The sequence below is a fragment of the Lutibacter citreus genome, from assembly GCF_003260195.1.
GTDB lineage: Bacteria > Bacteroidota > Bacteroidia > Flavobacteriales > Flavobacteriaceae > Lutibacter > Lutibacter citreus.
This window is the reverse complement of sequence record NZ_QEIH01000003.1, coordinates 306,902-331,313: the sequence shown is the minus strand read 5'-3', so window position 1 is coordinate 331,313 and position 24,412 is coordinate 306,902. Positions and strand designations below refer to the sequence as shown.

Sequence of the window (24,412 nt, the reverse complement as noted above, 5' to 3'; positions counted from 1 at the left end):
TGTAATAACATGTAATTAATTAGCTAATTAACAGTGTTTAACATTGCATCTTTAACGGTTAAATCACAGTGTCCATTACAGTTTTGCAAACTAATTATTATAGAACGGATAAAAAAAGGTATAAACTTGTTGTAATTGAAATTATAAAGCAATCATAAAATGAAAATTATTAAACTACTAGTTGTATTTATATTAGTTGGAACTTTTGGAGCTTCATATGCAAAAACGCCTGAAGGTTATCCTAATACTAATAGAACAAAAGAGAATATAAACCTCAATTGGAAATTTTCTAAAATGCCTAAAGCAAATAAGCCTATTGCCATTAATTTTAATGATAACCAATGGGAAAATGTTTGCTTACCACATAATCCAGATCCGCTATCTTTAAGATTAGACAGTGTTTCTGAAAAGTGGCAACAGAAACAATTTATTAGAGATCATAATTGGTATAGAAAAAAGATGCTAATTAAACTTCAAGAAGATGAAAAAGCTTTTATAGAATTTGAGGGTGTACATAATGCTACTGAGCTTTATGTAAATGGTAAGTTTGTTGGTAGGTTTGAAGTTAATGGTTATGTACCACATCATTTTGATATAACTGACTTTGTAATTTCAGGAGAAAAAAACACTATAGCAGTATTAGCCGATAATAGCTTCAATCCAACAATTGCTCCTGATCCATTTGAAACCGATTATTTAAAATGGGGTGGAATTTATAGAGATGTTTACCTTGTTAAAACCAATAAATTACACGTAAACTATAATTGGGAAAGTTTTGATGCAGGCGTTCACATTACCACTCCGGTTGTTAAAAAGAACAATGGAACGGTTTCAGTAAAAACTACAATAGTAAATGAGTATAATAATCAAGCGGAATGCCAAATAGAAACCTTAATATTGAATGCCGATGGATACTTAATTAAAAAGTTAAAATCAACTTCAAAAGTTAAAGCTGGACATTCACATACATTTCGTCAAACAACAGAGATAATAGATGATTTTCGTTTATGGTCACCAAGTGATCCTTATTTATATAGAGCAGTTTCAGTTATTTATTTGAATGGTAAAGCTGTTGATTTTGTTGAAAATAAATTTGGTTTTCGTTCTATTAAATTAGTAGATGGACAAGGTTTATTATTAAATGGTGAACCCTTTTTTATGGTTGGAGTAAATCGTCACCAAAGTTACCCACATATAGGAGATGCCGTTCCTAATTCAATGCATTATGAAGCAGCTTTAAATTACAAAAAGGCAGGTATTAATACAATTCGTTTATCTCATTACCCTCAAGACAATTCTTTTATTGAAGCTTGTGATGAACTTGGAATTTTACTTTATGAAGAACCAGCTACTTGGATCCGATGGAAAGAAGGTGAATGGATGGATAAATTGGAGCAATCTCTCAGAATAATGGTGCGTAATCATAGAAACCATCCTTCAATTATAATTTGGGGAGCTGGAATTAACCATAGAGGTCCAGTACCACAACTAAATAATGCAGCTAAAGAAGAAGATCCTTTTCGTTTAACAGCAAGTGCATCAGCTCCTTGGAATGGAATAAAAAATGCGGGAATTACTGATATTTATGCGACTATGGATTATCGTAAAACAGATTTTCCTGAAGGTGATTTTTGTATGGTAATGGAACACGGATATTCTCACAATGGTCTTTCTCAGCAGCACCATATTTCTCGTTATAAAAAGCGTAAAAATAATATTGGCGCATTACTTTGGGTAGGAGCAGATTACAATCGTTTACAAGCCAACCCTGAAACCTACGATTTTATTACAGAGTATGGTTTACAAACAGCTTATAGAATTCCACATCCATCATATTATTGGTATAAATCAGAATTAACAAATGCTCCATACGTTCATATTGCAGATGAATCGGTTTATAAAAATCGAAAAATACATGTGTATAGTAATGCTACCGAAGTAGCTCTTTATGCAAATGATAAATTAGTAGCAATTCAAAAAGCAGATAACGATCCGTTAAGATTGTGGAATAATCACCCTTCATTTACATTTAACTATAATTGGACTAACGAAAAAATTACTGCAAAAACTTTAAGTTTCAATACTACAGTGGCAACTCATTCAAGAACTAAAACATTAGAACCGTATGCTTTAAAATTAGCTATTGATAACCCTGATTTATTATTGCAATCTGGTGGTTCAGATTTAAAAATGATTCGTGCATATGTAGTAGATGAAAATGGAGAAACAGTTACTAATGCTAATGTAAAAGTACATTTTGAAGCAAAAGGTAAAGGCTCAATAATGTACGCAAATAAGCGTTTTACCGAAAATATGCAAACATATCAAGGTGTAGCTACAATTTATCTAAAAGGAGCTGAACAGGCTGGAGAAATTAGTATAAAAGCAACTTTAGGAAATTTAAAACCTGGAAAACTTGTTATAAATTCAACGCCATTTATTTCTAATGAAATAATGGCAAAAGTTAAACCAATTTATGAATATCCAACATATAAAATTGATATTCAAACTGAAGACCAATTGGAGCAATTTGGTTGGAGTATTGTAAATGGAGGAGATAAAACTGCACTTAATTTTAAAACTGGAGATTACGCATTCACGGTAAGTTCAGAATCTAGTTTAGCTTGGAGAAAAGGTACTTATGCCATTTTGGGAGACTTGGCTTTTATGGCTTGTGATGGTGTTTACACAGAAAATGGTAAACTTACATTAACAATAAATAATTTACCAAGAGGTAAGTTTAAATTGAAATCTTACCACCATTCATTTCAAAACTTAAAAAAGTTATTCCCATACGAAATGAAAGTAGAATTGAGTGATGCCAATGGAATATATGAATTCATATCAGACGACGCTACGGTGGGAATTCAAGATGGAACAGACATAGGTGAGCGAAAACCAATGTTTGTAACTAATCTTATTGAGAGTGATGGTGTAAATCCAGTCGTTATCAAATTTGAAACTGATAAAAAAGATGCACACACTTGGTTGAATGGATTTGAGTTTAAACGTATAAAATAGCTTGTATTTTCAAGCAGGTTAAATATCGTTTGCTTAACTGTGAAATGAATAAAATCTAAACAAAACATCAAGAAAACATAAGAATGAAAAACATAAAAAAACTATTGCTAATAATTGGATTAGCATTAAATATTACCAGTTTTGCACAAACTAACGCAGTTAATGTATTTGCTGTAAAACTCGACGATGGAATAGCTTCACCATTATTTAAAGTTGAAAACAACACCCAAGATAAAAAGGTGGGTTGGAAAAATCGTATTTACATTCAACCAAATGTAACTTTTCAAACCATAGAAGGTATTGGAGGTGCATTTAATGAAATTGGTGGTGAGGCACTACTTTCACTTCCAATAGAAGAACAAGAAGAATTAATGAACAACTTATTTTCTCCTAATAAAGCAAATTTTTCATTTTGTAGAACGGCAATTGGAGCAAGTGACTTTGGAATTGATGCCTATAGCTACTCTATAACACCTAATGATTTTGAAATGGATCAATTTTCTATAGAGCGCGATAAAAAATATGTACTGCCTTACATTAAAAGTGCCATTGCAATAAATCCTAATTTCACCTTATTTGCCTCACCTTGGAGTCCTCCAGCTTGGATGAAAGAAAGCGGTAAAATGGTTGGCTTACAAAAAGAAGGAAATAGAATGAAAAGCGGTTCTAAAATTAAAAAAGCCTACGCCAATTATTTTGTTAAATATGTTCAGGCATATGCTAAAGAAGGTGTTATAGTTGATCGTATTTGTATTCAAAATGAAAATGATGCCGATACAAAGTATCCAAGTTGTGTATTTCCTGCTAAAGAAATGGTTGCTTTTGCAAACAAATATATGGCTCCTGCCTTCAAAAAAAATAAAATTAAAACCAAAATTTATGCAGGAACGTTTAGAGCTGCTGACCAAATGGATTTAATGGATTTTGTTCAATGTAAAAATACTGAAGGAATTGATGGTATTGGTATTCAATATACTGAAACAAAAATTATTAACGATGCACGAACTTTAGTTCCTAATATAAAAATTATACATACCGAAGGTGACTGCTATAATGGAAAAAACTCTACAGATGAAGCTAAGAACAGATTAAAAGAAGTAGCCAGTTATATTAACAGTGGTAGTACCAATTTCACTTATTGGAACATGGTTTTGAACGAAACCACTAAAAGCGGATGGGATTGGCCACAAAACTCATTAATTAACATTGATCGCAAAAATAAAACTATACAATACAATCCAGATTACAATGCTATGTACATTATTAGCAAGTTTATTCAACCGGGAGATGTGCGCATAGCATCAGTAAACAGAGGTAATAGTCACCCAATTATCACCGTAAAATCACCAGATGGAACCATAAAAGTTTTGGTACAAAATACTGATGATAAAGATGGTGTTTTTGAATTGGCTATTGAAGACAAGTCAATAAAAGTTAATGTTCCTTCTAATGCAGTTACCGCAATAGTTTTATACTAAATAATTTACTTAATAATGCAAACCTTTAAAATGAAAACTATTACAAATCAATTTATGTTATTATTCCTTATTATGGGGAATTTAATAAACGCCCAAACCTGGAAAGATCCTAACGTACCTATTGATGAGCGGTTAAATGATTTATTGTCGAAGATGACATTAGAAGAAAAAATAAGCCAATGTAGTTCCGATATTCCAGCTATAAAACGTTTGGGTATCCCCTCCTATATGTGGTATGGAGAAGCTTTGCACGGTATTATTGGCTGGGGCGCAACTTCTTTTCCGCAAAATATTGCAATGGGAGCAACTTGGAACCCGGAGCTAATGCACGAAGTGGCTACAGCGATTTCTAACGAAGCTCGCGCTTTAAAGAATATAGGTAAAAAAGAAGTGATGATGTTTTCACCAACCGTAAACATGGCGCGCGATCCTCGCTGGGGCCGCAATGGAGAGTGTTATAGCGAAGACCCATTTTTAATGACAGAAATGGCACGTATGTATGTGCGTGGTATGCAAGGCAACAATGATAAATATCTAAAAACAGTAACGACAGTAAAGCACTTTGTTGCTAATAATGTAGAGTTTCGTCGTGAAAACTTATACTCAAATATATCCGAGAAAGACCTACGCGAATATTATTTCCCAGCTTACAAATCATTGGTTACCGATGAAGAAGCAGCTGGAATTATGACTGCACTAAACGGACTTAACGGTGTTCCTTGTTCCACAAACAAATGGTTGCTGCAGAATGTGCTACGTGATGAATGGGGATTCAAAGGTTATGTGATAGCCGACTGGGGTGATATTGGTGGCCACAAAGACTACAAAAAGTTAGTAGATAGTTACGAAATAGCTGCATCAATGGCCATCAAAGCCTCTTGCGATCAAGAATGTTTTCGCCCGAAAGCTTCAAAAATGGTAAAAGGTTTGAAAGGTGCTATTGAGCAAGGTTTGATTACAGAAAAAGAATTGGATGTAGCAGTAGCTCGTTTATTGCGTTTGCGATTTATGACAGGTGATTTTGATGATAAAAAGTTGAGCCCTTGGGCAGATATTCCAAAATCAGTATTAGAATGTGATGCACATAAAAATTTGGCTCGTAAAGCAGCAGAACAATCAATGGTATTGCTAAAAAACGATGGTATTTTACCTTTAAAAAAAGATTATAAATCGATAGCTGTAGTGGGACCATTTGCCGACCAATGCTGGTTGGGAATTTACTCTGGACATCCCCAAAGTAAAATAACTCCACTCGATGGTATTAAAGCAGCCACCAAAGCAAAAATTGTTTACAAGGAAGGCTGCGGTATAGCAGATGGTAATGATGATAAGTCGAGATTTCGAGAAGCCGTAATAGCAGCAAAAGAAGCAGAATTAGCTATTGTAGTAGTGGGTAACGACGAAGGTACTTCTACCGAAAATGTAGATCGTCACTCCCTTGCACTCCCAGGAATTCAACAGCGATTGATTGAAGAAATTTACCGTGTGAACAAGAACGTAGTTCTTGTATTGGTGCCAAGTGGCCCTACTGCTATTCCATGGGCACAAAAGCACATCCCGGGCATTGTGTGTATGTGGCCCAATGGTCAGGAACAAGGAACTGCACTTGCCAATGTTTTGTTTGGAAAGGTAAATCCTGGTGGTAAGTTGAATTCTACTTGGTATAATTCACACGAAGATCTACCCGATATGCACGATTACAACATCAAAAACAATCGTACTTACATGTATTATGAAGGTAAACCTCTTTACCCCTTTGGTTTTGGATTAAGCTATACTAATTTCGAAATAGCAAACCTTCAGTTAGATAAAACCACACTAAATTTAGGCCAACGAATGAAAGTAAACGTTGATGTAAAAAACACTGGAGCACGTGATGGTGACGAGGTGGTTCAGCTTTACATCAAAGATTTATATTCGAAAACAAAAGTACCACTAAAAGCACTAAAAGCCTTTAAACGTGTGAATGTAAAAGCTGGTGAAACAAAAAATGTTGTGCTCGATGTACCATATGAAGCTTTTGCTTACTATGACACCATCAATTCTCAGTTTGAAGTATACAAAGGTAAATTTGATATATTGGTGGGTAACTCATCAGAAAACATAAGCAGAAGTAAAACAATTAAAGTAGGAAGCGGTGCTTTAGCCCCTGTAAATATTGAAAACAAAAGTGCTTGGTTCGATGCAAACGACCCACTACGTACTAAAAAATGGGATGCTATCTATACAGATAAGTCTTTTCTGAAAGTAGTAAAAAAAGAAGAGAATAAAGTAGAAGGGCTAGTATTTAAAACCACCTTCACAGACCCTGGCTTCTATGTAAATACCTGGGATGCGGTTGTTAATTATGAGGTAAAAAGCAGGGAAGCAGTCTTTAAGTTATCAATACTTGGTAACAATATTGATACTTATAAACTGAATAAATCAGATGTAAAAGCAAAAGGTAAGTTGAAAATTAAGATACCTATTCCGCCCGAATATGGTGTAGAACAAAAGATTAATGCTCAAATATTAGATGGAGAAGTTGAATTAAAGTCAATTACAATATACCCTCCGGGTGATTTGAAAGCATATACAGTTTACCCTAGTAAATAATTAAAAAACAAATTGCTCATCGTAATTTGGCTAGCAGTTTGTTTTTATTGGGATGTTATTTAATGGTTATTAAAAACGTTCGTTCTGAGGTAAAATAGTAATCCATAAAAATAATTCCTCAAGGAAATAAAAAACTTTTTTAATTAATAAGTTTATTTTAAAACAGTAGTAACCAATTTGAGTTAAAAAAAAGCAGTTTTATATTAAAAAAATTAAAATGATGAAAAAACACCTAGTACTAACTTTCATAATTGTTTTCAATATATCAAGCATACTAAATGCCCAAAGTTGGAACTACAATAACAATCGTATTGCTATTAGTTTTGATGGCAACAGCGCTCCAGATAATCAGTATAAATGGCCAATAGGTGATCCAGATGATTGGGGAGCTTCAGCAGCAAGTTTGGCTATAATTGCTAAGCTTCAGTTACAAGATAAATTGGTTCATTGTTCTTATAATAATTTTATTGATGCTCCAGCTGGACCAGATAGTGAAAATCAAAATAAAATAAGCTGTGATGGCGCAATTATTAGGTGGCATTTTAATGCTTCAAAATTTTATGATGTTACTACGCAGTTAGAAAATGCTAAAACTAGTTTAGCTATTGAAATGGCAAAGTCAACAGCAAAGAATCCTCTTTATTTTATTCACGCTGGTTTATCAGAATTTGTTTATCAAGCTGTTGAAAAAGCAATAGAAATGGGAGGTTTAGAAGCGCTAAAACATGTAAAATTAGTTTCGCATAGTGGTTTTAATGAAAATGAAACTCGACGTGATTGGCATCATACTTGGGCTAATATTCAAGAATTGTGTGGAAACCGAATTCAATATCATAAAATTAATGATCAAAATGCCTGTACTAAACCAAATGTGTTGTGGTGTTCTGGAAAAGATTTTTCTCCTTGGTATTGGATGCGAGATCATAAAGATGAAAGTATTAGATGGATGTATAAAAGAGTACAAGCGCATGATACTGGAAAGGCTGATATTTCTGACGCTGGTATGTTGTTTTGGTTACTTACAGGAGACGAAAATGGGAATCCCGAAAAGTTTAATTCCTTTTTAGGAAATGGTATTCCAAATTCTTTACAAGGTATTAGTGTAACTAAAGAGTTAGATTCAAACAACAATTTTACGTTGTTGGCAGTAGAAGATTTTCCAATACTAACAATACCTGGATTTGCGCAACCTTATAAAGATAACTACCGCAAAGCAATGGCTATTGATGCTGCGCAACACCAAAATGTATATGCAGCAAGCAAGGTGCAACTGACAGCACCTAAAGGATTATATAATATCACTATTTCAACCTTAGGAGAAATAGATGGGGAATCAACTTATAGATTGAAAGTTAATGGCAAAGAGATAGGAAAAATTCAAAATAAGGGAACACAAAAAGATTACAAAGTTTATACACACACTTTTAACAATGTTACGCTTGAAGATGTTAATGATATACAGGTTGAATTTAATTCAAATTCAAACGGAAAGATACCTGAAGATGATGCTTTTGCTTTTGCCCGTGGTAGATGGACTCAGTTGAAGTTTCATTGTGTTAAAAAAGAAATAAAGAAGAAAACCAGTGGAACTATTATTAGTATTGAAGGTGAACATTTTGATTTACATGGACATTGGAAATTTGCTAATGATAAAAACGCAAGCGGAGGACGATATATCCAATATATTGGCGAAAATCATTATCAGGAAGTGGTAAACAAAGAAGTTTGTGATGCTTATTTTATAGTTGAAGAACCCGGATTATATACTGTAAAATGGATGATGAGACAGCCAGATAATTCCGAAGGTGATACATCTAACGATGCATGGATTAATTTCCCTGATGCCCAATGCTATGGTAATAAAATAGAACTTAAAGGATATAATAAATTCCATGGGAGAGCTAAAGGATTATTCGCCTTAAATGGTCAGCTCGATTTGCACGAAAAAGGGCAGCCCTGGCTAACAGTTGAGTTTCCTAAAGCAGGGCAATACGCTATTAAAATTGGAGGGCGATCAGAGTTTTTACAAATTGATAAAATTGTTTTATATAAAGATATAGAATTCAACCAGTTAAATAGTTCAATTAAATAATTAACCTTTTTCAAAAAAAGTTATTTTGAAATTATCTGAGTTATTTATATTTATACTTAACAAATTTGACAAAACTAACTTTACTTACATCTAATTATTTATTATAAAATTACATATATTTGTGTGCGCACACGAAAACAAATTATATGAAATATTTTAAATTATTAATACTGTTTATTACCATTAGCATTTCTGCAAAAGATATTAAAATATATAACAATCTAATTATTAAGAACAATACGAACCTCGTTTCTATTGAATATGCTCAAAAAGCATTGCAAAATGATTTTAATTTAAAATTTGGAACTACTAAATCAAAAAAAACGCCTATAATAATCAATTTTACTATTGATAATAATTGGTCTGAGTTTGATCAATACAAAATAGATATAAAACAAAATAAAATTATATTTACAGGATCCGATGAACTAGGTTTACTTCATGCTATCTATAGTTTTTCTGAAGATTATTTAGATATAGATCCAATGATCTATTTTACTGATGTAACACCTAATATTGAATCTGAAATACATGTAAAGTCCAAAACCATAAAATCTAAACCATACACATTTAAACATCGTATTTTTTTTATAAATGACGAAGATTTAGTTGTTGGTTTTCAAAAAGAAAAACTTCAATATGGTTTTAATCTAGAGTTCATGGAAAAAATCTATGAAACAATGCTACGATTAAAAATGACAGGAGTCATCCCTTCTACCCTAGTGTTGTCTGATGAACCTCATTTAAAATTGGCATCAGATATGGGGTTATATATTGCTCAACATCATGCAGAACCTGTAGGAAGTGTTCCTTTATACTGGCCTAAAAACATTCCTTATTCTTGGTCTACTCAAAAAGAACATTTTGTAAAATTTTGGAGAGATGCTATAGAGAGACAAAAGGGTAAAAAAGTAATATGGACTTTAAATTTTAGAGGTTATTTAGACGGAGCATTTTGGAATGATGATCCCAATATGTCTGCAAATAGCTCTGATGCTAAAAAGTCAGAAATAATAAATCAAGTAATTCAAACACAATATGATTTAATCAAAGAAATTACGGGAAATGAAAATCCAACTGTATGTGGCTATTTATGGAGCGAATTAGGAGGTATGTATCGTAAAGGTCTTATTAAATACCCTGAAAACACTATCATATTATACTCAGATCAAGGTTATGCTACATTTCCTGAAGGAACTTGGAAATCTTCAAAAAACACTAAACAAGGAAAAGGAATTTATCAACATGTATCTTATCATAATAGAAAAACACATTTAAGAATTAACACTATTCATCCAAATACTATTCATAGAGAAATGGGAAAAGCCATCAACAATGGTTTAACAGATATGATTGTTTTAAACGTTGGGAATTTTAAAGAAAAAGTATTTGGTATTCAACAAATGGTAAATTATATGAATGATTATAATGCATATAAAAACCAAACGTCAGGAGATTACTATTTTGATTTATATGCCAAAGAAAAACTAAACACTACTTCTAAAAATGTTATCCAGACTTATAAAGATTTTTTCAGCAATCAATTTGATTTAGGTGACGTAGAAAGAAAACCTGGAGATGAATGGTATTTTTATTATGTAGAACGTCTATTAAATATGGCTTACCAAAAGGAGATTTCTGATAAGTTCTTTAAAAAAGAATTTCCTAATAATAAAAAAGAGCAATTTAATAAATTGGAAGGTTTTCATTCTAAAATGACTTTTGCGTTAAAAGAGTATCAACAATTATATGAAAATTACCATCAAAAATGGACTACTTCTGTTCAACAAACTTTAAATGCAAAAGGTTATTTAAAAGGTAGTAATTTAAACTACTTTAACATTGATATGGTATTACCTACTCAAAAAATGTATGAGTTAACTGGTATGGCTTCTAAGTTTTCAGAATCTTTAACTTATTATATTAATAAAGATTATCACAAAAGTCAATTGGCAGGCTACGCTGCATTAGAACATGCTAAAAAAGCTTTAAAGATTGAAAAACAAATTGAAAACAATGGCTTTGGAAAGTTTAAAGACTGGTATCGTTGGGATGAAACGGCTTTAACTTGGAGAATAGAAAAAGTACTTACTAATTATTTAAACCATGTTAAAGATCTAAAATATTTTAATTTAGAATACAAAAATAGAAATTCAAAAACACCAGGAATCCAGTATAAATATCAGCCCTTTTTTGATAGTAAATATCAAAATGAACTTATATACATGAAAAATGCAGATTAACAGATTTACCTTCTGTTAAATCCTTTTATAGAGCTAATAAAACAAATGAAATTACTGATAAGTAACGGCATACAATAATGGTAATCGTTGTAAAAGGTAATAAAATCCAAAATATCCTTTAATCTCCTATAAAAATTGTATCATGCTATTCGCTTACTTAACTGAAAGTTAGCGAATAGTTTTTCTTGATATTCTTTCTTGCCTTGAATGCCATGAAATTAATATTTCTCCAACAATAACCCTCGTATTTCTTTACATTTGAGTCATCTTTTAAAATAGGCACACCGCATCTCAAAAATTGTTGAATTCCTTTATTTAGAATGGTTATTAATCTAAATTAGATTACTTTTATTTATTGAAAAATAACGAATCTAAAATCGCAATTTTCAATATACACACGTTCCCAACATCAACTATTTGCCTTAAAAAAATTCAGTTGTTATATTGAAACTTTGAAGTTTCATAAAAGTAAATTATGGAAAGTGAATGTTAAAAATACCATAAACCCCTGTAATAAAGAAAAATATGACTTTTGAACATTTTTTTAAATTAATAATTTTATACTAGACTAAATATTAAAAAAAATGATAAGAAAAATAAAAAGTTTATTTACCCTACTTCTTATAACAACGAGTCTTTTTGCACAAACAACTTTCATTAGTAATTTTTCACACAAAGAGTATAACTCTCCAGGACAAAATTGGTCCATTGCACAAGATAACCGAGGCATCATGTATTTTGCAAATAACAGTGGAATATTAGAATATGATGGTGTAAATTGGAGGAATATTGATACTCAAACACGTGCGCGCTCAATATGTATCGACAGTCTTGGTGTTATTTATGTGGGTCTGGAGACCGATTTTGGATATTTACAACCTGATAATACTGGTAAATTAAATTATATATCATTAAAAGAGAAAATTGTTAAAGAGCATCAAGATGTATTACATATATGGAATATTTATACTTTAGAAGGCAAGGTTTTTTTTATTGCAGACTCTAAAGTATATATACTGCAAAATAATGAAATTGAGGTATTAGTTAGCGACACAAAATTTAGTGGTGAGTTTACAGTGAATAATCGACTATATATTCAAAAAGAAGGAGGCGAATTGTATACTTACGAAAACGAAAGTCTTCGTCTTCTAACAAATAAAGAAGACCTAAAAAGCAAATATATTACAGAAATGCTTCCTTTCGAGAATGATGATATATTGTTGACTACACATGAACAAGGAGTTTTCATTTATAACCCAAATAAAACACCAAATTTATGGAAACCTAAAGGATTTGAAGCTGTAGATAATTTCCTTATCAAAAACAATGCTTTCAGTGGAACTGTCTCATGCAACAGTCATTTTTCCATAAGTACAAGTAACGATGGTATTATTGTTTTTGACAAACTAGGTAAAATAGTTAACCATTATAATAAGTTAAACGGATTACAAAATGATCATGCCAATTATTTATTTCAAGATTTAAACCATCAATTATGGATAACTAGCGAAAATTCAATTAGCTTAATTATGTGCAACTTACCATTTAAAAACTATACAGATAAAAATGGATTAGATGGTTCGGTTTATTGTGTGAATAAATTTAAAAATAAATTATATGTAGGCACAAGTGAAAATCTGTACATACAAAACAAAGAAAGTAAATTTGACCGGATTAAAGGCACAACAGGTCAGAATTATTACTTATTTCAAGCAAATGGGAAGTTACTATTAGGGAATAGCCCAAGCGGGATATTTGAAATAAAAAATAACCAAGCTATACAATCAAAGGATTTTAAGAAGTTAGGTACTAGTTTAGCCATAATGCACTTAAACAAGCATCCAAATCATATCATAGCGCAAGTAGCAGATAATAAATTGGCTTTAATGGAATTCCAAAATAAACAATGGGTATTTAAACATTTCATAAAAGGGTTTAACAAAAGAGCACGCTATATTGTAGATGACAACAATGAAAATTTATGGTTAACAGCTAACAACCACATATATAAATTACGCTTAAACAAGACCTTGGATAGTGTAAGTTTTTTACAAGAATTCTCTGGGAGTAAATTTAATTTGCCCGATTCTTTTGTAATGCCATACCGCTTAAATAATGGTGAAATTATATTTGCTTCAGACAAAGGTATTTACCGATACCTTCCTGATGAAAATGATTTTGAGCCACACCCTGGCTTCCCAATGTTTAAAAATGGTGTCTTTCATTTAATGCAGAATCCAAATAGCAATACTATTTATTTTGAAGAATATTTAAAAGGTAGTATTGGTGAAAAAGGAGCATTGAAATTAGTTAACGGCAAATATGAGGTTTTGAAAACTCCTTTTTTAAAATTTACCGATAGAAGTTGTACTAATGCATATTCTATTAACCCTCTCTCCGATAGCTTGGTTTATTTTGGAACAAATTTGGGCGCATTAGAATATCATCCTACACAAAAAGTTAATTACAATATCCCATTCAATACACTAATTCGTAATATATATAGTAAAGATAGTTTGTTTTATGCGGGTACTGCAAATGATAATCTTTCACTCGCTGAAGAACCCGTAACGTTAAAATACAAGGATAATAATTTGATCTTTCACTATTCTGCTACTTTTTACGAAGAATCGGAAAAGAATTTGTTTTCTTATCGTCTCATTGGTTCTTCAGATACCAAATGGTCTGTCTGGACAACTGATCACAAAAAGGAATATACCAACCTGAACGAAGGAAACTATATTTTTGAAGTAAAATCACAAAATATCTATCGAAAACAAGGAGAAATAGCTTCCTATCCTTTTAAAATACTACCACCCTGGCAACGAACTTGGTTAGCCTATACATTATTTGGAATATTCACAATGATTTTCATATGGTTACTAACAAGAATTAACTCAGCACGACTGAAACGGCATAATAAACTACTACAACAGATTGTAAATGAGCGAACTGCTGATATATCTAATCAAAAAGAAAAGTTGCAAAATCAAGCTATCGAATTAAAAGCCAACAATAAGAAACTTAACATCTTAAATTCCACCAAAGATAAGTTTTTCACCATCATTTCTCACGATCTTAGGAGCCCTTTTAATGGTATTTTAGGATTTTCGGATATATTGAATACGGAATATGACTCAATGGATGATGCCGATAGAAAGCGGATTATTGGTATGATAAATAAATCATCCAAGTTGGCTTTTGAATTGTTGGATAATCTACTTATCTGGGCTCGAACACAAACAGGACGGATAGAAATTAATAAAGAAATACTCAATCTGAAAGAATTAGTTGAATCAAGTATTGCTCCGTACAAATTTAATGCTTCGAAAAAAAATATTGAAATAATACTAAATATACCTCCTGATACTGAGTTATTTATAGACCGAAACACTTCAGTAACATTTATAGGAAATCTGGTAAACAATGCTATCAAGTTTACTCCTCAAGGGGGCACTATTACAATCAACTATAAAGAAAATGAAGATAATATTGAACTGCACATTATAGACACAGGTGTTGGCATGACTGCAGAAGTTCTTGGAAAATTATTCAGGATAGACGAGAATATATCAACAAACGGGACCAACAATGAAAAAGGCACAGGATTGGGTCTTATACTTTGTAAAGAGTTTATTAACCAAAATGGAGGCGATATTTCAGTAATAAGTGAAGTAGGAAAAGGCAGCGATTTTATCATTACTTTTTCAAAGTAAAATAATTCAGATTTTTAGCCCTAGCACTAAATTACGTTTGGTAACAATAAATATAGCGCAAGCCGAAGTTAATAGTTCTGAGAAAAGAAATATTAATATCAAAGAAAATTAATGTATAATGTACGATATTTTAAGCCAAAAAACTACCGAAAATTCATTAAAAAAAAGAGGATAAAGGAGTCATTAGATATACAATTGATACCATTCATACATTTGTTCTTATGCTATCGCGGCTTAAGGAAAACGTAGAAAAATTAATATCAGAAATAGTCAAAAAATTACAAATGTAGAAGATAAAAACAAAACTTAACGTAATAAGAAAACGTGCAACAATAACAAATGTATAATTAATCTAGGTACTCCTCTATTTACAGAAATTCTCACGGATTTTAAACTCTAGTGATATCATATTTCAAGACTAGACAGTTTATATCCAAATATTGCGTTTTTTTATTTTAGTCTGATAATACTTCCAACTCCACTAATTCAATACTCATTTCAGTACGGTTTAATCCATTAACCTTAAATAATGCATTAAATAGGCTATTTACTGAAGGAAGTTTTTTAACAAAATCCTTTAATTGTTCTTTTGAAGTAAACATTTTTATAGTGCCCATAACTCCTATATCGTGGTTTGAAACAAAGAATATATTAAACATTCCATTATCCAATTTTTGAAAAGAAATCATTGCGTATTCTTCATTTTTTATTTCATCATGAGTTCCAGTATAATGAACAGTTGTAGTATCTTTTTTATAAATAAAACCATTAGTCATTAATCCAAAAACCTTGCTATTTCTTAAAAAAAATGTTTTGCTTTCCTGCATTTTCTTTGCTTGACCAATATAAATCACATTTTTTTTAGTGTAATCCAATAATTGAGTATCACTTTCCAGTTGAACGTCAAATTTTTTATCGAATTTATGAAACCATTCATCTAAATAATGCACTCCAAATGACGCCATTTTTGTAGTCATAGTAAAGCTTGCAGGTATAACATTCAATTCCGGATTATTAATTTTAAACTTGCTAACATCAGCTTCCGAATAAATGCTGGGGAAGGTGGCATAACTATAACTATTTTTTGTTGTATGATTAGCAACCATATAATGATCAGCAATAACACACAAAGTATTGTCTTTAAAAAAAGGCTGCCAAATATACGTAGGTTTATAAAGTTGAAAAAAAGCAATTAAACTTATTGAAATAACAAACAAAGCAATAATAGCCTGCATAACTTTTTTTGAAAGTTTCAGACTTACATATTCACCTTCTTTAGTTTTTGAAATGTTATTCGAATTTTGTTTAAATGTAAGGTTATATTGTCCTTTTTCTACATAAAAAATAATACTTTCATTTTTTCCTGTACCATTATAATATTCAGCTAACTTTTTTCGCAAGTAAAAAACATAAACTCTAATTTTACTATCATTCTGGTCAGCTGTATATTTCTCTTTAAAAAGCTCAAAACCTATTGAATGTTCACTTACATCATTCTCAGCCAAAGCTTGATTAATCAAATAACGTAGTATACGTTCCTGAAGAGAAGATCTTTTAAAAACTCTATTGGTAATTACCTGTTCAAAAGCTTCTTCAATTGCAGTTACATCGTAGCTGTTTTCCATAAAGCCAAATTAGCAAAAATGCCTTTAAACACAAAGTTATATCGGAAATTATAACATGTTATAAACCGTTATAATACGGTATAAGTGTCAAATTTTTAGGAAAATATATTTTTTGTAGCTTAATTTTAAATCAGCAAAAAGAATCATTTTAATTCAAAGTGAAAAATAACAAATTAATTTATATAAAAATAAAACATATCATTATGAAAAAAATTACTGTTATTCTATTATGCTTTATAAGCGTTTTATCAATGGCGCAAACACGTAATATTAATAAAACTTATTTAACTGATATTACTGAACAATATTTGGAAGCCATGGTACGAGGAAAACTGGAAGGGCTTCCATTGGCTACTAATCTAAAAGTTACAAGTAATAGCAAAGCAAGTAAGCTAGGTAAAGGAGACACATGGAAACCAGGAGTTAGATTTGTGAATAGATATACTTTTGTAGATCCTATTACACGAACATCAATGTTTTTTGGAACGGTAGCAGGCGGATGGCCAGAGAAAGAGGGGAAACGCGTTTGGTGGAGTTACATTGTTAGACTTACGGTTGATAAAGAAGGTAATATTTTTGAAATTGAAGAACAATCTAGCCGAGGAAACAACGCTGCAGCAAATTTAGCTAGACCATGGAAAGAAGCTGCAATATTTGCTCCTGTTATTCCTGAAGATGAGCGCGTAAGTACAGAAGAATTAATACGTGTATCTGACACTTATTTTACGGCTCTAACCACGGGTGAAGGTACAGATGTGCTTTTTAGTTCAAATATGCAACGAACAGAAATGGGAGGCTATACAGTAAATCAAGTTCAAGAGGAATGGCCAGGAAGTAAATTTCCTCGTGGCACAACTTCAAGTGGTCGTTATCAGTTCGAAAAAGACAAAGGATTCCAATGGCGAGTTGATAATCGTAGATGGTATATTGTAGATGAAGCACGTGGTATTGCTGTAGCTATTGTGCAATTTAATAAGCACGGAGAAAAAGGTAGATCAGGAATGACAATTATTGAAGCCTTTAAAGTTGTTAACGGTAGAATCGATTTTATTTGGGCACCTGCCTTTAATCATAATCTTGAAGATTCTGGTTGGTCAGATTGGGAACGTCCAAATAAGTAAGAACCTTTTCAATTAATTTTTTTTAAACAATAGTCAAGTTATTATGATAAAAGCAATTACAAGTTTAATATATTTATTGAGTGTCTATATAATGGCGCAACCAGGTAATATAAAGTTCGAATCAACTGAAATATTACCTAATAATGAGGTTGCATTTAGAATTTATGCACCAAAAGCTAATAAAGTAGCACTACGCTGTGACATTTCCAAAAAGAGCGCTCAATTCATAAAGAATGATCAAGGAGTTTGGGAAGGAGTTTATACTAATGTGGAACCAGGCGCTTATCGTTATCGTTTTATAGTTGATGGTGTAACAACTTTCGATCCTCAAAAATCATCATCTACCGAGGCTGCATCAATATTTATGATGACATCAGGAAATGATTTTTTCTCAATGAAAGAGAATGTACCTCACGGAGCTATTACACAACGCTATTTTAAGTCTGAAATTTTAAATGAAATGCGTAGGATGCAGATTTGGACTCCCGCAGGTTTTGAAAAATCAACAAAAAAACTACCAGTATTATATTTAATTCATGGTGGAGGAGATATAGATAAAGCTTGGCCTACAGTTGGGTGTGCTGGTAATATTTTAGACAATCTTTTAGCTGAAGGTAAAATTGAGCCTATGCTTGTTGTTATGCCAAATGCTAGAATTGAAACACCAACTTCACTTGGTAATTTACCAATTTTTAAAGAAGACTTAATTACTGGTATTATTCCTTTTATTGAGTCTAATTATAATGTTTATACAGATGCTTCACACCGTGCAATAATGGGATTATCTATGGGAGGTTTACAAACATTAGAAGTAGCTATGCATTATTATGAAATGTTTGAGTACATCTGTCCTTTAAGTTCTGGTTGGTGGATAGCTGATAGTTGGGCTAAAAAACGAGGAATAACAGATGATAGAGAATTAAGGGTAAAACAGTTGAAAAAGATAAGTACTGATTTTAATAAGAAAGTTAAGCTTGTCTATTTTACACAAGGAGGTCCAGAAGATATAGCTTATGAAAATGGAATGGAAACATTAAAACTATTTGATGCAGCTGGTATTAAATACAAATACAGAGAAATTCCCGGTGGACATTCTTGGCCTGTTTGGCGTAAAAATTTAAGAGATTTAGCACCGTTATTATTCAAATAAAATACAATTTATAAATTCAAATAATGAAAAAACTAATAGTAAGTATATTGCTTTGTGTGAGTGCATTTGTAATGGCACAGACTCCTAAAGATGATTTTAAATCAACAGAAATATTACCAAACAATCAAGCTGCATTTCGAATTTTTGCACCTAATGCAAAGAGTGTTAGTTTAAGTGCAAGAATGGGTAAGGAAAAAGCTGAGTTTAAAAAAAATGAGCAAGGTGTATGGGAAGCAATATTTTCAGATGTAGAGCCTGGAGCATATAAATACGGATTTTATGTTGATGGTGTAAGAACATTCGATCCAAAAGCATCTTCTTCTACTGAAGCTGCTTCTATTTTTATAATGACTGATGGTAATGATTTTTTTACAATGAAGGAAGATGTTCCTCACGGAGCAATATCTGAACGTTTTTATAAGTCGGAAACCTTGAATCAAATGAGGCGTTTAAAAGTTTGGACGCCAGCTGGTTTTGAAAAATCAGAAGGAAAGTTACCTGTATTGTATTTAATTCACGGTGGAGGTAATAATAATGATGATATATGGGCATCTATAGGTTGTGCAGGTAATATTTTAGATAACCTTTTAGCTGATGGGAAGATAGAGCCAATGATTGTGGTTATGCCAAATGCAAACATAGAATCTGATAAAAAGTTTGGAAATTTACCTCTGTTCCGAGATGATTTAATGAAAGGTATTATTCCTTTTATTGAGTCGAATTATAATGTATATACAGATAGTGCTCATAGAGCCATTATGGGCTTGTCAATGGGTGGACTTCAAACATTGGAAACAGCAATGTCTAACTATCAAGATTTTAATTACATATGTGCCTTAAGTTCAGGATGGTGGTTAGCAGATAGTTGGGCAAAGAAAAGAGGTATAAGTGATGACAAAGAGTTAAGAAAAAATCAGTTAAATAAAATAGCCTCTAATTTTAATAAATCAGTTAAGCTAATGTATTTTACTCAAGGAGGTCCTGAGGATCTAGCATACGAAAATGGTATGGAAACATTGAATCTTTTTGATGAAGCAGGTATTAAATACAAATTCAGTGAAATGCCAGGAGGTCACTCAATGATGGTATGGCGTAAAAATTTAAGGGATTTAGCTCCTTTACTGTTTAAATAAAAACAGGCATATATTTTCAAATTAAAAATATCGATGAACAATTGTATCAGAAACAAAAGAGAAATGAATACTAAAAAATTTCAAATAGCGATAATAATTCTCATTGTATTTATTGCAGGATTCTTCAATACTACTCACGCACAAGAGAAAAATGGGCAGTCTTCACAAAACTGGTACATTCCTGATTTAGAAAATTCGCCAGTTGAAGTTAGCATAGAATCTAATTATTCAGAAGTACTGGATAGCATTCCAATTCGTGGTACAAAGTACATGATTCGTGTTCCAGAAAATTGGAATGGTACACTTATTAGTGATCTTGACTATGTAAAGTCAGCTAATTCAAAAAGGAATTTATACTTGCTTGAGCATGGTTTTGCTCTATCAGGTACTCAACGTCGATCTGGTCGATTATACAACTATGACCCAGCACATGAAATTCATGATGTAATCTCTGTTTTAGATATTTTTGAATCCATTTATGGAAAGCCTAAAAATGTGATACAGCTAGGTTGTTCAGGTGGAGGAACAATAACTTTGGCTATGGCTGAAATTCATCCTGATCGAATTGATGGAGCTATTGCTGGCTGTGCCTCAACAAGCCCATGGATGGCAAACACACACTTAGATGGACTCTTTGTTTTACAGGCTTTAATTGCTCCTGAATTACCAATTGTAGGGTTACCCCTAAAAGGAAAAGTAATTGAGGATGTAGAAAAAAAGTGGAGAACAGCAATTGATAATGCACAAAAAACACCTGAGGGACGAGCACGTATTGCTTTGGCTGTAACTATTGGACAATGGCCGGCTTGGGGAGCAGCTTGGATGAAAGCACCACCCTCACCAGACGTTAATAATGCAAAAACACTTCAAGAATGTATGTATCAGTGTATACGCATGTTATTACCTTCTAGAAAAGCATTCGGAACAGGTATGTTGGAACAGTCAGCTCCAGGGCAATTAAGATTCAATACCAATGTAGATTATAAAATATCCTTTGAAAATGGAAATCCACAGTACAAAAAAGCTGTTGAAAAACTTTATAAAAACACCCAGCTTAATTTAAGTGATGAACTTGATAAGATCAATTCTTTTAAACGTATTGAGGCAGATGCTAATGCCTTGAAATGGTGGAGTGCACCGGGAAGAACACATCTTGGAGAACCTAAAGTTCCTCTTTTAAGAATCAATACTAGTGGAGATGGATTAGTATATCCGAGTATGGCACAAGGATACGGTGAATTGGTGAAGGAAAGAGGGTATTCTGATTTTTTTAGAATAGCCTATGTAGATAGTTGGGGACACTGTAGTTTCAGTTTGGCCGAATGGCTTGCTGCTATTGAAACTATGAAGCAACGTATTGAAACTGGAGTATGGCCAGCTACTGATTCTGAGACATTAAATACGCTTGGGAAATCATTGGATTCAGAAAGTAAAGCGAGGTATTTCGAATACAAACCAGTTACAAAATATAATAGAACTTGGGTTCCAACTGCGGAAGATTTTAGAGGAACCAAAAAGCTGAAAAAATAAAATAATTCTTTATGAAAAGATTAAAAACGCTTACAATTCTTAGCGCTGTATTGGTACTTGTTTTATTTACGGCCTGTAATAAAATTCTTACAAAAAATACTAATGAAAATTTCGATTTCGGGTGGAAGTTTAAAGCAGGTGATATAGAAGGTGTCGAGTCATCTACATTTAAAGATACTGATTGGCGAGATGTTGATTTACCGCACGATTGGAGTATTGAAGGTAATTTCAGCAAAGATAATCCATCTCATTCACGAGGTGCTTGGTTACCAACAGGCAAGGTAATGTATAGAAAAACATTTAAGGTTTCAGTAAGTCAAAAAGACAAACGGTTTGTAATATATTTTGATGGTGCATATCGAAATTCTGAAGTGTTTATTAATGGTCATTTATTGGGTAAACGCCCAATGGGATACATTGCTTTTCATTATGATATGACAGAACATATTAATTTTGGAAGTGAGAATGTTATTTCTGTGAAATTAGATAATTCAAGTCAACCTGGTTCACGGTGGTATACTGGAACAGGAATTTATCGTCATGTTAATTTAATATCAACCAATAAAATATATGTTCCTGTTTGGGGCAATTATATTGTTGCTGATAATTTCACATCCTCAAAAGCTGATATAAAAATTGAAACTTCTGTTCAGAATGATTTAGATGAAAATAAAGTAGTAATTATTCGTCAAAAGGCATTTACGTTAGATGGTAAATTGGTTGCTAAAACAACTAAAGATTTAAACATTGAACCGGGAAAAACAATTGTGAAAACAATTCTAAAAGTACCAAATCCTCAAATTTGGTCTTCAGAAATACCAAATTTATATACTATTGAAACTGAAATTTTAGATGGTAAGAATGTTGTTTATTCTGAAAGAAATAAGACAGGTATTCGTACACTAGAATTTAGTGCTACCGATGGTTTTAAGTTAAACGGAAAAGTAACTAAATTAAAAGGTGTTTGTTTGCATCATGCAGGAGGTCCGTTAGGAGCAGCCGTTCATCGTAGAACAACGGAACGTCAGTTGGAAAAATTGCAAGAGATGGGATGTAATGCCATTCGTACCGCACATAATCCTTTTTCTACTGAATTTTTAAAAGTGTGCGATAGTATGGGCTTTTTAGTTATGAATGAAATGTTTGATGAATGGGAGAAGGGGAAAAGTCCAGGAATAACTACAAATGGAAAGAAATCAAGACTTCCTGTTGACTATTATGCAAAGCAATTTAAGGAATGGGCAGATCGTGATTTAAGTGATTTCATTTTACGTGACCGTAATCATCCATCTGTAATAATGTGGAGTATAGGAAATGAAATTTTAGAGATGAAGAACGATAAAGGAGCTTTAATTGGAAAACGACTTGCAGATATTGTTCACAAACTTGATTATCGCCCTACGACTAATGGAGTAAATGGATATGGAGGAAAAAGATGGCCAAGTGATAAATCTACATCTACTTCAGATATTAGAGGTTATAATTATATGTGGGAACCTACATTAGACAAAGAGCGTGAATTAGTTCCTGATGGTATGGCTGTAATTACAGAATGTGTTTCTGAAAAATCATTTTATCCTAGAGGAACTCATCTTTATGGTGAAAGTAAAAAGGCCTTTTGGGATAAGTTGAATTATGAAGATGATGAATCGTATAATTGGGCGGAAAGAGAAGCGCCTATTTCTGAATTAGGAATTGCAGCATGGAGAGATATTAAACATCGGAAATATGTAATGGGGCAATTTATATGGACAGGATGGGATTATCTTGGGGAAGTAATTCCTTATGGTTGGCCAGCACGCTCATCTAGTTTTGGAGTTATTGATTTGGCAGGTTTTCCAAAAGATGCTTACTACTTTTATCAAAGTCAATGGACAAACAAACCAATGGTACATATTTTCCCACATTGGAATTTAATAGGAATGGAACGAGATCTTGTAAAGGTTTATGCTTTTACTAATGGAGATGCTGTAGAATTATTTCAAGATGGAAAATCATTAGGTAAACAGAAAAATGATGTAAATGAGGTTGAATACCAGACTTGGGAGGTGGTTTATAAATCAGGTGAATTAAAAGCTTTATCTTATAAAAACGGAAAAGTAATTGCTGAAAAAATAGTGAAAACAGCGGGAGAAGCAACATCTATAAAAGTAGAAACTCGAAGAGTTGAAATGAAAGCAAATGGGCAAGATTTGATTTATGTAGAATGCACCATTCTTGATAAAGACGGAAATGAAGTTCCAACAGCAAATAATTTAATTGAATTTTATATTGGAGGTCCTGCTAAAATTGTAGGTGTCGGAAATGGAGATAATATGGGATTAGAACCTTTTAAAGCTAATAAAAGAACTGCTTTTAATGGTAAGTGCTTGGCAATTATTCAATCAACAAAAGAGGCTGGTTCAATAACTTGTACGATTAGTTCTGAGAAATTGGGAAGCACCTCTATACATCTTAATTCTTATAAGAATTAACAATTAAAAACAAATTTATATTATTATTAGTTAGGAACTAAGAAGAATTAAAACAGTATTAAAAGGAAACTAGTTTACCTGTAGAAATACCAAAACATGATTGACCATTGGAGCTATGTTTCCTGTTAAAATTGGAGACAATCAACTTACTTCAGTTATTGAGGCTTCTAAAAAAATAAAACACCTGAACCAAAGAAAATTGGATTAATGACTATTCCCAAACCAAAAAGATAT

General features: G+C 32.1%; 12 protein-coding genes. 11 read left to right on the top strand and 1 reads right to left on the bottom strand.

The genetic code is table 11. The features are described 5' to 3' along the window. Positions 1-159: 159 nt before the first annotated feature. The 6 genes from DAD81_RS07465 to DAD81_RS07440 all read left to right on the top strand — a co-directional run bounded on the left by DAD81_RS07465 (position 160) and on the right by DAD81_RS07440 (position 15,145). On the top strand, positions 160-3,021 hold the full coding sequence (locus DAD81_RS07465; RefSeq protein WP_111707629.1) for a glycoside hydrolase family 2 TIM barrel-domain containing protein: 2,862 nt from the start codon (positions 160-162) through the stop codon (positions 3,019-3,021). 83 nt (positions 3,022-3,104) lie between these two features. Then, entirely contained in the window at positions 3,105-4,499 is a 1,395-nt protein-coding gene (locus tag DAD81_RS07460; protein ID WP_111707628.1) for a glycoside hydrolase family 30 protein, read from the top strand. A gap of 30 nt (positions 4,500-4,529) precedes the next feature. Continuing rightward, positions 4,530-7,094 (top strand): glycoside hydrolase family 3 C-terminal domain-containing protein, encoded by a 2,565-nt coding sequence (locus DAD81_RS07455; RefSeq protein ID WP_179950032.1) that lies wholly within the window; start codon positions 4,530-4,532, stop codon positions 7,092-7,094. A gap of 217 nt (positions 7,095-7,311) precedes the next feature. Then, positions 7,312-9,186, top strand: a complete 1,875-nt coding sequence (locus DAD81_RS20880) for a hypothetical protein (RefSeq protein WP_218939682.1) — start codon at positions 7,312-7,314, stop codon at positions 9,184-9,186. Positions 9,187-9,332: 146 nt separating this feature from the next. After that, the gene (locus tag DAD81_RS07445) at positions 9,333-11,429 is read left to right on the top strand and encodes a glycosyl hydrolase 115 family protein (RefSeq protein ID WP_111707626.1); all 2,097 of its coding nucleotides are present in this window, start codon (positions 9,333-9,335) and stop codon (positions 11,427-11,429) included. Between the two features lie 584 nt (positions 11,430-12,013). After that, positions 12,014-15,145 carry a sensor histidine kinase gene (locus DAD81_RS07440; RefSeq protein WP_111707625.1) on the top strand — a complete coding sequence of 1,044 codons (3,132 nt, stop codon included), beginning with the start codon at positions 12,014-12,016 and terminating at the stop codon, positions 15,143-15,145. 455 nt (positions 15,146-15,600) lie between these two features. On the opposite strand, the gene DAD81_RS07435 is transcribed toward DAD81_RS07440, so the two are convergent. Then, positions 15,601-16,770 carry a hypothetical protein gene (locus tag DAD81_RS07435; protein WP_111707624.1) on the bottom strand — a complete coding sequence of 390 codons (1,170 nt, stop codon included), beginning with the start codon at positions 16,768-16,770 and terminating at the stop codon, positions 15,601-15,603. Positions 16,771-16,973: 203 nt separating this feature from the next. Between DAD81_RS07435 and DAD81_RS07430 the strand changes: the two genes are divergently transcribed. The 5 genes from DAD81_RS07430 (at position 16,974) to DAD81_RS07410 (ending at position 24,178) form a co-directional block, all read left to right on the top strand. Further along, a complete protein-coding gene (locus tag DAD81_RS07430; RefSeq protein ID WP_157961098.1) occupies positions 16,974-17,891 on the top strand; it encodes a hypothetical protein in 918 nt (305 codons plus the stop codon). Between the two features lie 43 nt (positions 17,892-17,934). Then, entirely contained in the window at positions 17,935-19,041 is a 1,107-nt protein-coding gene (locus tag DAD81_RS07425) for an alpha/beta hydrolase-fold protein (protein ID WP_111707622.1), read from the top strand. Positions 19,042-19,064: 23 nt separating this feature from the next. Next, positions 19,065-20,174, top strand: a complete 1,110-nt coding sequence (locus DAD81_RS07420) for an alpha/beta hydrolase-fold protein (RefSeq protein ID WP_111707621.1) — start codon at positions 19,065-19,067, stop codon at positions 20,172-20,174. 63 nt (positions 20,175-20,237) lie between these two features. Then, positions 20,238-21,704: an alpha/beta hydrolase gene (locus tag DAD81_RS07415; protein ID WP_111707620.1), complete on the top strand. Its 1,467-nt coding sequence runs from the start codon at positions 20,238-20,240 to the stop codon at positions 21,702-21,704. An 11-nt stretch (positions 21,705-21,715) separates the two neighbouring features. Next, complete coding sequence (locus DAD81_RS07410; protein ID WP_111707619.1) at positions 21,716-24,178, top strand: sugar-binding domain-containing protein; 2,463 nt, start codon at positions 21,716-21,718, stop codon at positions 24,176-24,178. Positions 24,179-24,412 lie beyond the last annotated feature (234 nt).

Excerpts from the sequence above, each read along its gene's own strand:
- DAD81_RS07445 (WP_111707626.1), top strand. The coding sequence starts at position 9,333 with ATGAAATATTTTAAATTATTAATACTGTTTATTACCATTAGCATTTCT.
- DAD81_RS07420 (WP_111707621.1), top strand. The coding sequence starts at position 19,065 with ATGAAAAAACTAATAGTAAGTATATTGCTTTGTGTGAGTGCATTTGTA.
- DAD81_RS07440 (WP_111707625.1), top strand. The coding sequence starts at position 12,014 with ATGATAAGAAAAATAAAAAGTTTATTTACCCTACTTCTTATAACAACG.
- DAD81_RS07455 (WP_179950032.1), top strand. The coding sequence starts at position 4,530 with ATGAAAACTATTACAAATCAATTTATGTTATTATTCCTTATTATGGGG.
- DAD81_RS07435 (WP_111707624.1), bottom strand. The coding sequence starts at position 16,770 with ATGGAAAACAGCTACGATGTAACTGCAATTGAAGAAGCTTTTGAACAG.
- DAD81_RS07415 (WP_111707620.1), top strand. The coding sequence starts at position 20,238 with ATGAATACTAAAAAATTTCAAATAGCGATAATAATTCTCATTGTATTT.
- DAD81_RS07410 (WP_111707619.1), top strand. The coding sequence starts at position 21,716 with ATGAAAAGATTAAAAACGCTTACAATTCTTAGCGCTGTATTGGTACTT.
- DAD81_RS20880 (WP_218939682.1), top strand. The coding sequence starts at position 7,312 with ATGATGAAAAAACACCTAGTACTAACTTTCATAATTGTTTTCAATATA.
- DAD81_RS07425 (WP_111707622.1), top strand. The coding sequence starts at position 17,935 with ATGATAAAAGCAATTACAAGTTTAATATATTTATTGAGTGTCTATATA.
- DAD81_RS07460 (WP_111707628.1), top strand. The coding sequence starts at position 3,105 with ATGAAAAACATAAAAAAACTATTGCTAATAATTGGATTAGCATTAAAT.
- DAD81_RS07465 (WP_111707629.1), top strand. The coding sequence starts at position 160 with ATGAAAATTATTAAACTACTAGTTGTATTTATATTAGTTGGAACTTTT.
- DAD81_RS07430 (WP_157961098.1), top strand. The coding sequence starts at position 16,974 with ATGAAAAAAATTACTGTTATTCTATTATGCTTTATAAGCGTTTTATCA.